The organism is Pseudotabrizicola alkalilacus (genome assembly GCF_003443995.1).
Classification (GTDB): Bacteria; Pseudomonadota; Alphaproteobacteria; order Rhodobacterales; family Rhodobacteraceae; genus Pseudotabrizicola; species Pseudotabrizicola alkalilacus.
In genome coordinates, this window is sequence record NZ_QWEY01000018.1 from 15,029 (window position 1) to 30,916 (window position 15,888).

13 protein-coding genes are annotated in these 15,888 nt (G+C 60.9%); 2 read left to right on the forward strand and 11 right to left on the reverse strand.

Annotated features, from left to right (window positions below):
- Positions 1–32: 32 nt before the first annotated feature.
- From D1012_RS20775 to D1012_RS20820, 10 genes are all read right to left on the reverse strand, one after another.
- A complete protein-coding gene (locus D1012_RS20775; RefSeq protein ID WP_118156046.1) occupies positions 33–866 on the reverse strand; it encodes a carbohydrate ABC transporter permease in 834 nt (277 codons plus the stop codon).
- Positions 863–1,810, reverse strand: coding sequence for a carbohydrate ABC transporter permease (locus D1012_RS20780; protein ID WP_118156088.1), 948 nt, complete (start codon positions 1,808–1,810; stop codon positions 863–865). The genes D1012_RS20775 and D1012_RS20780 overlap by 4 nt, the downstream gene beginning before the upstream one ends.
- A complete protein-coding gene (locus tag D1012_RS20785) occupies positions 1,810–3,114 on the reverse strand; it encodes an ABC transporter substrate-binding protein (RefSeq protein ID WP_118156047.1) in 1,305 nt (434 codons plus the stop codon). Before D1012_RS20785 ends, D1012_RS20780 begins: the two co-directional genes overlap by 1 nt.
- Positions 3,115–3,160: 46 nt before the next feature.
- The gene (locus D1012_RS20790; protein ID WP_118156048.1) at positions 3,161–4,174 is read right to left on the reverse strand and encodes an SIS domain-containing protein; all 1,014 of its coding nucleotides are present in this window, start codon (positions 4,172–4,174) and stop codon (positions 3,161–3,163) included.
- Between the two features lie 191 nt (positions 4,175–4,365).
- Complete coding sequence (locus tag D1012_RS20795; RefSeq protein ID WP_118156049.1) at positions 4,366–5,406, reverse strand: LacI family DNA-binding transcriptional regulator; 1,041 nt, start codon at positions 5,404–5,406, stop codon at positions 4,366–4,368.
- Positions 5,407–5,570: 164 nt separating this feature from the next.
- The gene (locus D1012_RS20800; RefSeq protein WP_118156050.1) at positions 5,571–6,866 is read right to left on the reverse strand and encodes an NAD(P)/FAD-dependent oxidoreductase; all 1,296 of its coding nucleotides are present in this window, start codon (positions 6,864–6,866) and stop codon (positions 5,571–5,573) included.
- Entirely contained in the window at positions 6,856–8,358 is a 1,503-nt protein-coding gene (gene amaB, locus D1012_RS20805; protein ID WP_118156051.1) for an L-piperidine-6-carboxylate dehydrogenase, read from the reverse strand. The genes D1012_RS20800 and amaB overlap by 11 nt, the downstream gene beginning before the upstream one ends.
- Before the next feature lies 1 nt (position 8,359).
- On the reverse strand, positions 8,360–9,391 hold the full coding sequence (locus tag D1012_RS20810; protein ID WP_118156052.1) for an ACP S-malonyltransferase: 1,032 nt from the start codon (positions 9,389–9,391) through the stop codon (positions 8,360–8,362).
- Positions 9,388–11,580, reverse strand: a complete 2,193-nt coding sequence (locus tag D1012_RS20815; RefSeq protein WP_118156053.1) for a dehydrogenase E1 component subunit alpha/beta — start codon at positions 11,578–11,580, stop codon at positions 9,388–9,390. The genes D1012_RS20810 and D1012_RS20815 overlap by 4 nt, the downstream gene beginning before the upstream one ends.
- On the reverse strand, positions 11,580–12,758 hold the full coding sequence (locus D1012_RS20820; protein ID WP_118156089.1) for a pyridoxal phosphate-dependent aminotransferase: 1,179 nt from the start codon (positions 12,756–12,758) through the stop codon (positions 11,580–11,582). The genes D1012_RS20815 and D1012_RS20820 overlap by 1 nt, the downstream gene beginning before the upstream one ends.
- 96 nt (positions 12,759–12,854) lie before the next feature.
- Here D1012_RS20820 and D1012_RS20825 point away from each other — a divergent pair, with 96 nt between their 5' ends.
- On the forward strand, positions 12,855–13,748 hold the full coding sequence (locus tag D1012_RS20825; protein ID WP_118156054.1) for a LysR family transcriptional regulator: 894 nt from the start codon (positions 12,855–12,857) through the stop codon (positions 13,746–13,748).
- Positions 13,749–13,764: 16 nt separating this feature from the next.
- On the opposite strand, the gene D1012_RS20830 is transcribed toward D1012_RS20825, so the two are convergent.
- Positions 13,765–14,646, reverse strand: a complete 882-nt coding sequence (locus D1012_RS20830; protein ID WP_118156055.1) for a PfkB family carbohydrate kinase — start codon at positions 14,644–14,646, stop codon at positions 13,765–13,767.
- 189 nt (positions 14,647–14,835) lie between these two features.
- Here D1012_RS20830 and dctP point away from each other — a divergent pair, with 189 nt between their 5' ends.
- Positions 14,836–15,888, forward strand: a complete 1,053-nt coding sequence (dctP, locus tag D1012_RS20835) for a TRAP transporter substrate-binding protein DctP (RefSeq protein ID WP_233517226.1) — start codon at positions 14,836–14,838, stop codon at positions 15,886–15,888.

Sequence of the window (15,888 nt, forward strand, 5' to 3'; positions counted from 1 at the left end):
AAGTGGGTGAAGCGTCACGCGTGCAAGGCTGGTCATTTGCCGATTCCCTGAGTCAGGCCGCGGATGAAATACCGCTGGGTCAGAAAGAAGATGATGACGATCGGCAGGGCCGAGATCGTCATCGCCGCAAAAACGGCAGCGAAGTTTGTACCCTGTTTCGACATCATCGAGGTCAGGCCAACGGGAAGTGTCTGCACACCGGGGCTGTTGGTGAAGATCATCGCAAACAGGTATTCGTTCCACGCAAACAAAATGTGCAGCACGACGCAGGAGATCAGAATCGGCTGGCACAAGGGAAGGATCACCTTGCGGAAGATCTGTCCGGGCGAGGCCCCGTCCATCATAGCCGCCTCATCCAGATCGCGCGGCAGATCCAGCATGTAAGCGCGGATCAGAAAGGTTGTGAACGGCACCCGGAACGCTGTGTACAGCAGGATCAGTGCGGCATGGGTGTCGTAGATGCCATAGTCCTGCAGCATGCGCACCAGCGGTACCAGCGCCACAGTCGGGCTTAGCATCATGCCGCCCAGCACAATGCCCACCACCAGCGGTTTGCCGGGGATTTCGGTCCGGGTCAGGCCAAATGCGGTCCAGGCGCTGATGGTCACCGTTGTCAGCGTCGAGATCAGCGTGACCAGCAGGCTTGACACCATATAGCCCTGGGTTGCCTGCCATGCCGTCAGGTAGTTCGCAAATGACCAGCTTTCGGGCAGCGCAAACGGATCGCTGAAGATCTGGCTGTTGGACTTGAAGCCGCCCAGACCCATCCAGAACAGAGGGTAAATCACAAGCAGGCCCATGGCACATAGAAAAGCCCAGAGCATCGCTTTTGTGACCGAAGGCCAGAAACGGTGTCCCCCCGTCATGCCAGCACCCTCCGGTGACGGGTATACCAAAGCTGCGCCACCCCACAAAGCATGGTCACCCCAAAGATCAGCGACCCGATCGCTGCGGCATAGCCCATGTCGTTCTGATTGAAGCCTTGCTCGAACAGCCAGGTACCCAGCACCTGACTTGAATTATTGGGCCCGCCAGCTGTCATCACCATGACCTCGTTGAATACCTGAAACGCGCCCGTCACTGTGACGATGATCATCATCCCGGTCATCTCGCGCGTCATTGGCATGGTGATCGACCAGACCTGCCGTAGCGACCCTGCGCCATCCATCCGCGCGGCATCGTAAAGCTCTTGCGGGATCTTCTGAATGGCGACCGAAAAGAGCAGGGTCGAATAGCCAAATCCCTGCCATTGGCTCATCGCGATAATGGCGTAGATCGCCGTCGAGGATTCACCCAGCCAGACCCGCGAAAGATGCTCCAGCCCCAGCTCGGTCAAAAGACCGTCCAGAATGCCGATGCCAGGTTGATAGATGAAATAGAACAGAAGGCCGGTGACCGTGGTCGAAATGGCCGAGGGGATAAAGTAGACCGCACGCCAGATCGAACGCCAGCGGTCTGACCGCAGACCTTCGACAATCGCTGCCAGCCAGAAAGCCCCGAAAACTTGAAACAGGATCGACAGCAGCGCATAGGCCGTGTTGTTCCAAAGTGCCGTTGCGATCACCGGATCGGCAATCAGACGGCGGTAGTTGTCCAGGCCGATCTGCGCCACTTCTCCGGTGAAAATGTCATGTCGCGTGGTGCTGACCACAAAATTGTTCAGGATCGGGAAATAGACAAACCAGCCCACGATCCCAAGTGCCACAGCAACCCACCGCAGCGACCAGAGCGCGCCAAGCCCGCGCCGGATCGGATGGGGCGCGCCGTCAGCGCGCCCCGGGCCGGTGGATGTACCAGCGGCCCCTTTCATCACTTCGCCGCTTCCGCTGCCGCCCGAACCGAGGCGACAACAGCTTCGGCGCTCATATCCCCGCCCACATAGGCCTGAATGCCCGACAACCAAGCCGACGCAACGCGCGGATGGTTCACGGTATCAAGCCACTGGATCAGATAGGACGCCTGCGCAATGTCGTCGAGCCCGCCAACAACAGACGGGTTCATCGTCGCCGCATCCGCACCGCCGACGACCGCACTCGGCTGGCCATAGGGCGGTGCCGACAGGATCTTGCCGTTTTCCGGTTTAGTCACAAAGCGCATGAAATCAAGCGCAAGGGCCACATTCTCTGACGCAGACGAGATCATGTAGCCTTCGGGCGCACCTTCCAGCGCTTCGGCATCGCCTTTGGCATCTGCAGGAGCAGGCAACCGGAAAAAGCCGAACTCTTCAGGCTTCAGTGTCGTTGTTGCACTGGCGGCGTTGTCAAATTCGATGATTTCCTGATAGTACATCGCCGCCTTGCCATCGCTCAATTCCTGAATGGCGGTCTGGTAGGAAATGCCGTTCATCGCCTTTCCCACGGTACAGCGGTCGGCAATCTGGCCGAACTGCTCCAGCGCAGCCACATAGCCGGGGTCGTCATAGGTGGCCGTCGCGGGCTCGAAATCGGCTTCAAGCACATTGCGGGGCACGTTATACGCCAGAAGCTGGCCAATATAGTGAACCCCCACCCAGGGCTCTTTGTTGCCGATGGCAATGGGGGTGTAGCCCGCCGCGCGCAGCTGATCGCAGGCGACCAGAAGTGCGTCGAGATCCGTAGGAACCTCGATCCCCGCTTTTTCAAAGGCGGGCTTACTGAAACCCATGAACTTCGCATCCAGGTAAAGCGGAATGCCATAGTTCTTGCCATCATAGACGAACGCATCCACCGCAGCCGGAGAAAGGGCCTTGCCCCATTCGGTGCCCGGCCCGATCACAGGGGTCAGATCGACCGCGCGCGCGCCGCGCACAAAGTTTCCGCCCCAGGTGCCGGTCCAGGAAAAGAAGATGTCGGGCATTGCATTGGCGGCGACAAGCGTCTTGCTCTTGCTCTTGATGCTGTCATCATCTTCCTGGATCAGCTCGATCGTCACCCCAGGATGCGCAGCCTCATAAGCCTTTGCAAGATCAGCAAAATACGGTGCAAGGCGCTGCATGCCGAATTTGGTCATCACCTTCAGCGTACCCTCATGCGTCACCAGAGCCGCCGGATCGGCGATCAGGGTCTGCGCAATGGCGCCACCGGCACCAAGGGTCGTCGTCACGGCAAGAATTGCCGTCAGCAGGGACCGTTTCATCTTCCTCTCCTTCTGTTGCATAGACTTTGTTTTTCTTCGGATCGCGTCAGTATTCGACACGTTTGTAATAGCGGCGGGTGGTCAGTGGATGGTCGCGCAACACCTCCAGATGGGCGCTCAACCGTTCAAGCAAGGTTGCCAGCAGGATGGGCGAGATCATTGTACGCACACGCCGGGAAACACCCGGCAGCGCCACATCTGCCGCGTCCAGAACCCAAAGCTTATCCGTGTAACGGCGTGCAAAGCGTTCTACCCGGTCAGCAAGTGGCCGTAGGGCGTCTTCGCCCTTGAACAGAAAGACACTGACGCCCGGCTCGACCAGTTCCAACGTGCCATGAAAGAAGTCGGCCGCATGGACAGGGCGGGTGCGTATCCATTGCATTTCCTCAAGAATGCACATCCCGTAGTAGTTGGCTTCTGGCCAGACCGATCCGGCACCGGTAAAGATGTGCCAAGGCTCGTTCTGAATGGCCTCGGCCAGTGCCGCAGCCTTTGGCTCATAGGCCTCCTTCGCCGCGACCAACAGGGCCGGCAAGGTCTTGAGCTCGCCCATGATGGCGTCGTGGTCCGGCAGCGCGCCGGTCTCTGCCAGCAGCGCCAGTGCAAGGATGAGCGTTTGCAGATAAAAGGACTCCGACGATGTGTCGTCTTCGGCGAAATTGGTAAAGGTGTGGCTGGCATCGCGCGCCAAAGGCGTGTCGGCATGGCCCGTCAGTGTCAAGGTCGTTACACTGCGGGCTTTGAGAAAGGCCATCAGCTCGACGCTTTCTCGGGTTGTCCCTGACAACGAAGGAATGATCACCAGGGCCTTTTCATCCAGCCCTGCTGGGGGGTCAACCACCACCTGCGCCGGGTAACAGGCCGCGACTGGAAAGGTGGAATGGCGCTGAATCAAGTCCAGTGCGGGTAGCACCAGCAACTGCACGCCCCCCGTGCCCATGAAGTACACCCGCTCAATCCCCTGATCCAGCAGCCTGCGCACAAGAGGCCGCGCCATCTCAGAGATCGAAACTGCCCCGTTCTGAATTCGGATGAAGCGGTCTTTGTCGAAATTCAGCATGTTTCGTCCTTTTCATGCCTTGCATTTGAACGGCCTTTGCCGCTCGCGCCACCTGAATGAGATCGGTATCACATCTGGTTAAAAAAATGGTCTCGTCTTGATGTGGCACCAAAAGAGACCGATCTCATACTCAGATGTAGTCATGATCCTTTCATTCTGGCAAGAAAATTCTTGGGGGTGCCCGGCGCAGCCTATCGCGCGCTTTGGGACATCCGGGCGACAGAGCCGCGCACGATCAACCTCGTCGGAAAGCGGACCTGTCGGGGCGGGCTGTCCCCTCCAGAAATCCGTTCCATCATCATCTGCACAGCCAGCGGTCCTATTTGACCAACAGGCTGAGACACAACAGTAATCTGCGGATCCGTAAAGGTTGCCAGATCGAAATCGTCGAACCCGACCAAAGACACATCCTGCGGCACACAAAGCCCCATCGACCGCAGCGCCAAGAGCGCGCCCGTGGTCATCAGACTGTCCAAAGTGAACAGCGCTGTCGGTCGGTCGGGCTGGCTGAACAGCCGGATCGTGGCATCAATTGCATGCTGCACAGTGGACTGCGAAACTGCCATGAGATGCGGATCGACTGGCAAGCCCGAATCACTCAACGCCTGTCGGTACCCACCCAGTCGCTCCTGCGCGGTGATGATCCGCGAGTCATCGTGGATCACCCCGATGCGCCGATGCCCGTTGCGGATCAGATAGTTGACTGCCTCATGCGCGCCCCTCGCGTTGTCCACCGAAATGGTATCACAGGCCACATCCGGCACAGCCCGGTCAATCAGCACCAGAGGATATCCTTCGGCCGCCAGACGTTGCAGATGGTCATTTCCCTCTGCCGAAGCGGGTGCCACAATCAGCCCTCGCAGGTTCAGTGCGAAAAGACTGTCCAGCAACTCGCGCTCTTGCTTTTGGTTTTCTTCGCTGGATGCAATGATCAGATTATGGCGACGGCTGCGAAGCAACACGTCAATATCATGGGCGATGCGGGCAAAAAACGGGTTCTGAATGTCACCGGGGATGAAGCCGATGATCGGCATCTGGCCCTGCCGCAGTGCCTGCGCCACGCGGTTTCCACGATAGCCCAGCCGGGCCGCCTCTTGCGTTACCCGCAAGGCCACCGCCTCACCGACATAGCCATAGCCATTCAGCGCCCGCGCAGCCGTCGCGCGCGAAACATTGGAGGCTGCGGCGACATCCTTGATCGTAACCGCTCGGGTCGGCGTCCTCTCGGCCATCTGATATTTCCTGCCCTGACAGGGGGTACAGAGCATTCCCCGACAGGAAAAGACAAGGCCGGAAAAGTGGGGCTCGGGCATAGCCGAGCATAAATGACGCCAACAGGGATCATTTTCAATTTGCGCGCAACGTTCCGCCCGGAACTTGGGGACTGCGGCGCGGTCTAGCGGATGTCTGGCCTCTGACCAAGCCTGTGCGCGGAAAGGCCATGGATGACAGATGCCCCGGTTTCATAATACCCGGCCCGGATTTGGGTGAACCGCTCCAGATGCTGTGGTCTCGGTTCAAGCGGAAGTGTCTCAGAGCTTCCAGAAAGCAGGGCGCGGGCAGCTTCTGTGCCGAAAACGGTGCCGGGCCCAATACCACGCCCGGAGTAGCCGAAACACGCATAGGCATCCGGACCAAAGGCCACGATCTTGGGAATATGGTCGCCGGTCATAGCGATCCGCCCGCTCCAGCCATGAGGAAAGGGCTGGCCTTTCAGCGCAGGGAACATGCGGGCCAACTTGCGCGCCGCCCAGGCCGCGTGCACGCTACCTGTGGGCCCGTCTCCGTTGCCAATTCCGCCGATGATCAGCCGCCCGGCCCGATCCAACCGGAAGGAGGACATGACAAGAGCGGTATCCCAACACCCCTCGCCACCGGCCAGAATGGTCTGACGCAAGGACATTGGAAGCGGATCTGTTGCATACTGGCAGTAATGCACCCCGACGATTTGCGGTTCGAACGGATCGGTGATGCCCAGATGATAGGCATTGGTCGCCACAAGAATGCGACGCGCACGCAAGCTGTGGCCCTGTGACGTCAGCTGCCATTGGCCGGACTCGCGATACAGACGGGTGACAGGGCTGTATTCACACACTACTGCCCCGGCCCGCACGGCTGCCCGTGCAAGCCCACGCACATAAGACAGGGGCTGGATCGTGCCCGCCCGCGGATCGAACAGCGCACCATGAAACGCGCTCGTCCCCGTGCGGCGCGCAGTTTCTGCCCGGCCCAGCAGTTGCAGCGGCGCCCCAAGTGCTGTGCCTTGCCGGTGTCGCTCGTGCAGTTCACGCAGACCGGCGGGCGCGTGGGCAAGATGCAAGGTGCCCTTGCGGGTCGCTTCGCAGTCGATCCCTTCACGCGCGATCAGATCAAAGACCCGCTGCGGAGCCTTGGCCAGCGTGTCGATCAGCCGCTTGCCAGGCTCCGCCCCCATCTGGGCCATCACCGCCTCTGGCGGCAACCAAAGCCCGGCATTGACCAGCCCGACATTGCGCCCCGAACCGCCATGCCCAACCGTCTGCGCCTCCAGCACGCAGACCGTTGCGCCCTGACGGGCCGCCTCCAATGCTGCCGCGCAGCCGGTAAAGCCGCCGCCGATTACCGCAAGATCAACCTCGCGGTCACCGGCAAGCGGAGCAGCGGTAAACTGTTCGCGGCTGGACGCGCGCCACAGGTTGGGGTCAGAACTCAAACCTGACACCCTGCGCAAGCGGCAATTGCGCCGAATAGTTGATCGTATTGGTCTGGCGGCGCATATAGCCCTTCCAAGCGTCCGAACCGCTTTCACGCCCGCCGCCGGTTTCCTTCTCTCCGCCGAATGCCCCACCGATTTCCGCGCCAGAGGGTCCGATATTGACGTTTGCGATGCCACAATCAGAACCGCCTGCCGAAAGAAAGGTTTCGGCCTCACGCAGATTCAAGGTGAAGATGCACGACGACAGGCCCTGCGGCACATCATTTTGCAAGGCAATGGCCTCGTCCAACGTGTCATAGCCCATGACGTAAAGGATGGGTGCAAAGGTTTCTTCGCGCACAGTATCTGTCTGCGCCGCCATCTCGATCAGCGCGGGTTCGACATAGACACCGCCATGCGGCACGCCCTCGGTCACCGGCCGACCACCGTGCACGACGCCGCCCTCGGACCTGGCTTTCTCGATCTGCGCCATCATCTTATCGCGACTGGCTTGATCGACCAGCGGACCGATCAGAGTGGAGCCGGTGCGTGGGTCACCGATGGGCAACGAGGCATAGGCCTTGGTCAACCGGTCCACCAGATCGGCGTGGATCGAGCGATGGGCAATCAAGCGGCGCAGCGAGGTGCAGCGTTGGCCTGCCGTTCCCACCGCAGAAAACACAATGGCACGCACCGCCATATCCAGATCGGCCGATGGCGCGACGATCATCGCATTGTTGCCGCCCAGCTCCAGAATGGACCGTCCCCAACGTGCCGCGACTTTCGGTCCGACAATACCGCCCATCCGCGTTGATCCTGTGGCCGAAATGACCGGCACCTCGGTGGACGCCACCAGCGCCTCACCCACCGCAGGCCCGCCGATCACCAGCTGACACAGCCCCTCGGGTGCGTCATCGCCAAACCGTTTCAATGCGCGCTCCATGATCTTCATCGAGGCCATCGCGGTCAGCGGGGTTTTCTCAGACGGCTTCCAGATCACCGGATTGCCGCAGACCAGCGCAAGTGCCGCGTTCCACGACCAGACCGCCACCGGAAAGTTGAAGGCCGAGATCACGCCGACCGGCCCCATCGGGTGCCAGGTTTCCATCATCCGGTGGCCAGGGCGTTCCGAGGCGATGGTCAGTCCGTAAATCTGCCGAGACAGCCCCACGGCAAAGTCGCAGATGTCGATCATCTCCTGCACTTCGCCCAGACCTTCCGAAGTGATTTTGCCCGCCTCAAGGGTGACCAGAGCGCCAAGCGCGTCCTTGGCCGCGCGCAATTCCTCGCCCAGCAGCCGGACCAGCTCGCCCCGGCGCGGGGCAGGAACGGTGCGCCATGCCTTGAACGCCGCTTGTGAACGGGCGATCAGGGCGGGCATATCGGCAGGGTCGGTCTCGTGCAGATGCGCGACTACGGCCCCGTCAATCGGCGAGCGCACAGCCAGGGTGCCACCAGAGATTTCGGCTGCGGTCAGCCCTGCGGCCTTGAGGATATCGGCGTGGTCCATGTCAGTCTCCTTTGGTGACGAGGCGGCGCTGGTCTTCCATGCCCATCGAGACAAGGAAGGGCGCCGCAGTCTGCGCTGTCTGAAAGTCGGTTTTGGACCCCATGCCGCGCCAGTTGGCGAAGATGAGGCTTTGTGCAACAGCTCCGCCCAGCGTGGTGCCGGGGCCGGTGATGATGAACAGATCGGGCGCGAACTCGCGCGCGGCATGGGCAATGGCACGGGTGAAGTCATAGGGCTCTGTCACCTGATGGCCCAGAGTATACTCCCACAGCGCACTGGGATCGACTGCGCCCGGCCACCAGACATGGCCGCGTCCGTCGATCAGCGGCAGCTTTGGCTGGCCAAACAAGGCGGGTGAAAGACGGGCTCGCCCCGCCTCGGCCACCGGGGCCTGAAGCGCCGTATGAAACGCCGCATGATTGGCTAACCGCATCGGAAAGCGCCCCTGCACCGCGGGCACCGCAGCCTCGAATGCGGTCAGCCCTGCATCATTGCCCGCCAGCACCAACATGCCGCCAAGATCAATCGACAGGCCAAAGCTGTGTCCGGGCCGGGTATTTATATCGGCCACCAGCGCCAGCAGATCCGCCTTGCGCGCGGGGTCTGGTTGCCAGCTTTCATCGACAAAAGGATAGATCATCTGACCACCGATCAGCCGTTCCTGCATCAGTGTGCCCATGGTGTTGACTACGTCAAAGCCCGCATGCGCCGATAGCGCACCCCCACAGGCCAATGCCGAATACCAGCCCATGGAATTGCCGGTCACCGCAACAACCTCGACCTCGTCAAGGGCGCGGAAATCGGCCAGGGTGCTGGCATAGATCAGCGCGGATGCGTTGTCGCCCCGCGAATGTTTCGCCACGGAATAGGCGGTGGCCCCGTCCAATGCGCTCAGGCTCTCCTGCCCGGCCGCCTGTCTGCGGGCATCAAAATCTGCCAGTAACGCGGCATCCCTGAAATGCCGTTTCAGATAGCCGAGTTCGGTTTTGGTATAGGTGCCCCGTCCGGGGCAGATCACAACGGCGGTTTTCATAGTGTGCGCCCCATCAAAGCCTTGGCCGCCGCAATGATGCTGTCGGGTGACGGCATGGTGGCGGCATAGGCTGGGCCGGTTGCGATGAAGCTGTCTTCGGCAGTGAGCCGCGCCAGCGGAGTGCCGGGCATGCTTTCCGCAAAATGGGCCATCAGTGCCTCTGCCACACCACCGCTGTGGCGGGTTTCATCAACGATCAGGATGCGCTTTGCGCCCTGCACCGCGGCTGTCAGCGCGGCGACTGGCAAGGGCGACAACCACCGCATGTCAACAACGCGGGTCGTGATCCCGGCGCTTGTCAGTGCCGGTTCAGCCTGACGCGAAAGATAGGTACCATTGCCAAAGGTCACGATAGCCAGATCCTCGCCCTGACCATGCGTGCCGACTTCACCCAAGGCAATCGTCTGCGACGGGTCCGGGTAGGTGCACATCCAGCCCGCATCCTTGTCGCCATGCAGATCGCGCATCGGATACAGCGCGATCGGTTCCAGAAACACCACCAGCCGCTGCTCTTCGCGGGCCAGCCGCACACATTCGCGCAGCATCATCGCTGCATCGCGCCCATTCGACGGACAGGCCAGGATCAGCCCCGGAATATCGCGCAGGACGGCAACCGAGTTGTCATTGTGGAAATGCCCGCCAAACCCTTTCTGATACCCCAGCCCCGCGATGCGCAGCACCATCGGATTGGTGTATTGCCCGTTGGAGAAAAACGGCAGCGTTGCGGCTTCGCCGCGCAGCTGGTCTTCGGCGTTGTGCAGATAGGCCAGAAACTGGATTTCCGGCATCGGGATGAAGCCGTTCTGCGCCATGCCAATGGCCAGCCCCAAAATGGATTGTTCGTCCAGCAGCGTGTCGATCATGCGGTCCGGGCCAAAGCGCGCCTGCAGCTTTTGCGTCACGCCATACACGCCGCCCTTGCGACCCACATCCTCGCCCATCATCACGATTTCCCGATGCGACAGCATCAGATCAGTCAGCGCCCAGTTGATCAGCCGTGACATGATCTGCGGCTCGGCCATCTGCTTCATATCGCTACCGAACGCCGCTGCACGCGCTTCGGTGGTTGGACCGTTGGTCGCAAGGCACCTGCGATTGGGTGGAATGATCGAGGCCATCACCCCGGCGGCATCGCGCAGACGGGGCCGCGTCACCGCCTCGGCGGCAATTCGGGCAACACGGGCGGCGGTGGACTCGTAAACCTCCTGCGCGTCATCGGGTGACATTGCGCCCGATTGCGACAATTGCCGGACCATATGCAGCAGCGGGTCTTGCGCCTCTTCGGCCTCGACTTCGGTCTTTGGCAGATAGGTGGTGGGCATATCTGCCCCGGCATGACCATAAAGCCGGATCGTGCGGATATGCAAAAACGCAGGTTTGCGCCGGGTGCGGATATACTGTGCCGCCTCCAGCGCGGTTGCATAGGTGTCATAGATATCCAGCCCGTCACAGGCGAAATACTTGACCCCAGGACGATGCCGGAAGCTGGCCGCGATCCACCCCGTCGGAGTCTTGGTCGAAATGCCGATGCCGTTGTCTTCGCAGACAAACATCAGCGGCATTGGAATGGCTTGATACGAGGTCCAACCAGCGGTGTTGAACGCACCTTGCGCGGTGGAATGGTTCGCCGAAGCATCGCCAAAGCTGCAGTAAACGATGGCATCGTCTGGCAATTCGGCATGCTCTGGTCTGTGCCGCCGAGCCGCACCAATGGCATAGGCCGCTCCCACCGCCTTGGGCAAATGTGACGCGATGGTCGACGTCTGCGGTGGGATGGTCAGCGCCTTTGACCCCAGAACCTTGTGCCTCCCGCCTGAAATTGGGTCTTCGGACGAGGCTGCAAAGGACAGCAGCATATCCCACGCGATCGACTGCCCTGGCACCTGCGCGGCGCGTGCAATCTGAAATGCGGCGTCTCGGTAATGCAGGAAGGCCATATCCGTGGGACGCAAGGCTGCGGCAACGGCGGCCAACCCTTCATGCCCCGAAGAACCGATCGTGTAGAACCCCTGCCCGGCCCGTTGCATCTCACGGCTTTGGCGATCCAACGCGCGCGACAAACAGGCGGCGCGATAGATCTCGACCGCCTTTGCCGGATCAAGCCCGTCTGTTGGCGGGCGACCTTGCGGAAAATCACGCGCAGCAACCCGGCGCAGGAAGTTTTCGTGAACGATGACGCTGCGGTCCATCAGTTTCCCCCGTTCAAAGCACTGGCCATGCGGGCAAGGCCCGTTTTCAGGTCAGTCTCGGCATAGGCGAAGGACAGACGCAAGTGCCCCGGCAACCCAAAGGCACGACCCGGCACCAAGGCCAGATTGTGATGGTCCAGCAACCAATCGCAGAAATCGGCATCCGTGGCATGGCCCTGCGCGGCCATTGCGCCGGTAATGCGGGGAAACGCGTAGAACGCGCCATCGGGGGACGCGCAGTCGACGCCGGGCATCGCATTCAGCGCCGACACCACCAGATCGCGCCTTGCCCGCAGCACTTCGCGGCGCGTGTCCAGCAAGGTCCGGTCACCTGTCAGCGCCGCAACGGCAGCGGCCTGTGCAATGGAACACGCGCCCGAGGTGATCTGCCCCTGCACCGCCCCCATCGCCTTGATCAGCGCGACCGGCCCGACACCCCATCCGATCCGCCAGCCCGTCATCGACCACGCCTTCGACACACCGTTCACCGTCAGCAGCCTGTCGCGCAGTTCGGGGGCAACAGCAACAAACCGGCAAAACGGCACGAAGTTGAGATGCTCATAGATCTCATCCGACAGCACCCAGACATGCGGGTGCCGCGCCAGCACTTCAGCAAGCGCCAAAATCTCTTCGCGGCTGTAGATCGCCCCCGATGGGTTGGACGGAGCATTCAGCATCAACCAACGCGTGCGCGGGGTCAGCGCGGACTCCAGAGCGGCGGGGGTCAGCTTGAAACCTTCGGTCATGGCACAAGGTACGATCACGGGCGTACCACCTGCCATGGTCACGATATCTGAATAACTGGTCCAATAGGGCGCGGGCATCACCACCTGATCGCCTGCGTCCAGTGTGGCCAGCATGGCGTTTGCAATCACTTGCTTGGCCCCGGTTGAAACGATCACCTCATCCGGACGCGCGCCCGCGTCATCCGCAATGGCTGCACGCAGGGCCGCCGTGCCCAGTGTCGCCGTATAACGCGTCTGGCCTGCAAGCGCCGCCCCGTGCGCCGCCTCGATCACATGGTCAGGCGTTGGAAAATCAGGCTCGCCGGTAGACAGGGACACAATGTCATACCCTTGCACCTTACGCGCCGCGGCCCGTTCGGAAATCTGGACGATTTCGGAAATCTCCAGATTGCTGATCCGGTGGGCACGACGGAAGCTTGGAGTATCGAGCATTTTCTGACCTGTCGGCATTGCATCACAACCGATTGTATCTGGTCATACAACGAATAGTGAGCGAGGATTGGGTCACTACCTTGGAGAAAAACTCACATGATTGCCCCAAGACGCTTTTTGCCTTCGGTCAGCTCCCTGTTGGCACTGGAGGCGGTTGACAGGCTTGGCACCGCGATAGCCGCCGCAAACGAGCTGTCACTGACGCATTCCGCCATCAGCCGGCAGCTCAAGGCGCTGCAGGAACAGATTGGCGTCGCCCTGCTGCAGCGGGATGGCAAGGGGCTGGCGCTGACCCCTGCAGGCAAGGAATACGCCGCATCCAGCCGCGAATATCTGCAGCATCTGGCCCGCGCCAGCCTCAAGATCCGGGCGGCAGGGGACCAGACCAGCCTGAACCTGGCCGTGCTGCCGGCCTTTGGCACACACTGGCTTTTGCCGCGGCTGCGCCGGTTTTCTGCGCAGCACCCAGAGATTACCGTGAACCTTGGCACCAGACTTGCGCCGTTTGATTTCAGCCGTGAACCCTTTGATGCCGCAATCCATTTCGGCAGCGAAAACTGGCCGGGGGTCCACTATCTCTCACTTGCGACAGAGGAGATCATTCCGTCGGCAGCCCCGGATTTGGTGCCAGGCCCTCTGCAGCCGCAGCAGATCCTGGCGATGCCGCTTTTGCATCTGGAAAGCCGTCCGGGTGCGTGGGAAGACTGGTTTGGCCGTCGCGGGTGCGATGCCGGGCATCTGCACGGCATGTTGTTTGACCAGTTCACCCACATGGCCGAAGCTGCGGCCCTTGGTTTTGGCGTGGCCCTTCTGCCGCGCTTTCTGGCCGAGGCAGAGTTCCGGTCCGGCCGCCTGTGCCCGGCAGTAGCCGATTTCACAACTGTAGACGGGCGCTATTTTGCAGTCTGGCCGCAGATATGCAGCCCCAGCCGCGCCTTGCAGCAGTTTTTACGCTGGCTGGAACAGGAAACCAGCGCAGACACACAATAGTCAGGCGTGTCATTCGTTAGATCAACGCTGTGGCAGGCTTTGTCGTCTTGTAGATCTCGTCAATCGTCATCATGCTCGACAGATCAACCGCCATGGGTGCGGCGTAACCAAAAGCGCCTCGCATCATGCAGGTTTCCGATGCGGCCTGCGCCGCATTGGCCAGAACCGTCGCAGGCCCGGTCTGTTCCAACAATCCCGTCAGCACCGTCGCAATAAACGTATCGCCCGCACCAAGGGTATCGACAGCGGCCACCGGATGACTTGCGGTCTCGAACAGGCCTGCATCCCCCAGCAAAAGCGCGCCATCACTGCCACGTGTGACAAGGCACCAGTCGGCACCGCTGTTCCGCCCGCGTTCTGCCAGAGCCACCGCCTGATCCCGCGAAAGACCACTGCCGGAAAAGCTCAGGAGATAGCAGCAAGGCGCAATCTGCGCGATCCGGTCGGCGGCAGTCTCGGTCGCCATGTCGTAGGAGACGCGGGTCGTGAGCGCAAAGTGGGAAAGCCAGTCATCGACATGACTGGACCGCCCGGTATGAATGGCATCATGTCCAGGCAAAACTGCCAGATCCGTCGCAGATGGCGCGATGATCGACACACCCAGATGAGCGCCTACAAAAGCCCGCTCTCCGTCCAGCGTCTCGATCACGCAATAGGCCGTCTGCCCCTGCCCTACCCGCAACCCGCTCACATCGACCCCTTCGGACCGCAACGCATCACGGATAAGCCGGCCCGCAGCATCATCGCAAACCGCGCCAATATAGGCGGTTTCGGCACCCGCGCGGCGCGCAAACACCGCAAGGTTCACGCAATTGCCGCCCGGAAACATGACATTCTGATCGCGATAGCAATCGACGACATTATCTCCGAATGCGAGAATTTTGACGGGTTGGGGCATTATGGTGGTACTCTCAAGATTGATTGTGAGAACGTTCGCACTTGATCTATTGCCTTGTCAAGCTTGCCTGCAATCCATCGCCTGACAAATTGGCGTCGCGATCTGCACGATTTGAAACTGCGCGATTGACAACTCACGTCATTATTTGCGAACGTTCTCACATTGCGCTCACCGGACGATGGCTCCCGGATGAACGTCCCGGTTTCCGGGAAACAAAAAACCAGCAGGAGGAAGATCATGACAATCCCGTTTCCCCACACACCCCTTCGCTTTGCCGCGACGATGGCTGCCTCTGTTTTCATGGCGGGCGCCGTCATGGCACAGGACGTCACCATCAAGCTGTCAACCGTCAACGCCCCCACTTCGGAATCATGGCTGGCAGCACAGGTCGCAGCCGAGCGTGTTACCGAGCGCACCGAAGGGCGCGTGGCCTTCCAGCTGTTCCCCTCGGCCCAGTTGGGAAGCACAACGGATTCGATCGAGCAAGCAAGCCAGGGCTTGCCCGTCATGACCTTCACCTCGGCGTCTTTCCTTGCGTCCTTTGATGTGCCGGAGTTGTCCATCGTTGAAGGGCCCTTCGTCATCGCAAACAGCGAAGAGGGCGAGAGGCTGGCATTCTCCACCCTGATGCAGGGGTTTTACGACAAGCTGGCGGCAGGTGCGGGCGTGCGTGTCGTTGCCCTGAACTGGTTTGACGGCCCACGCCACATGATCGGCAACGCAGCCTACCCGACGCCCGATGCTCTCAAAGGCGTGCGGATGCGGGTACCACCCGTCGAAACTTGGCTGAAGACATTCGAGCCGATGGGCGTTGTGGCGACGACGGTGCAGGCCGCCGAAGTCTATGCGGCACTGTCGCAGGGCGCTGTCACAGCAGCAGAAAGCCCGCTGACCGGACTGCGTGCGTCCGGATGGCACGAAGTCGCAAAGGAAATCACCCTGACGGGCCATTTCAACCTGTTCACCGGCTGGGTGATCAGCGAAGCGACCTATCAGGCGCTGAGCGAGGGGGACCGCGCAATTCTCATGGAAGAATTCCGGCTGGGCGGTCAGGCGCTGACCAAAACGTCAGCGGATCTGGAAGGCGAGATCCGCAAAGAGTTCGAGGCCCAGGGTGTGACGTTCCACGAAGCGGACATCGAAGCCTATCGTGCGGCAACGGCAGGTTTCTTCACCAGCTTTCCCAACTGGCCCGCAGGTCTGTATGATCAGGCACGCGCAGCAGCCACCGGGACTGAGTGA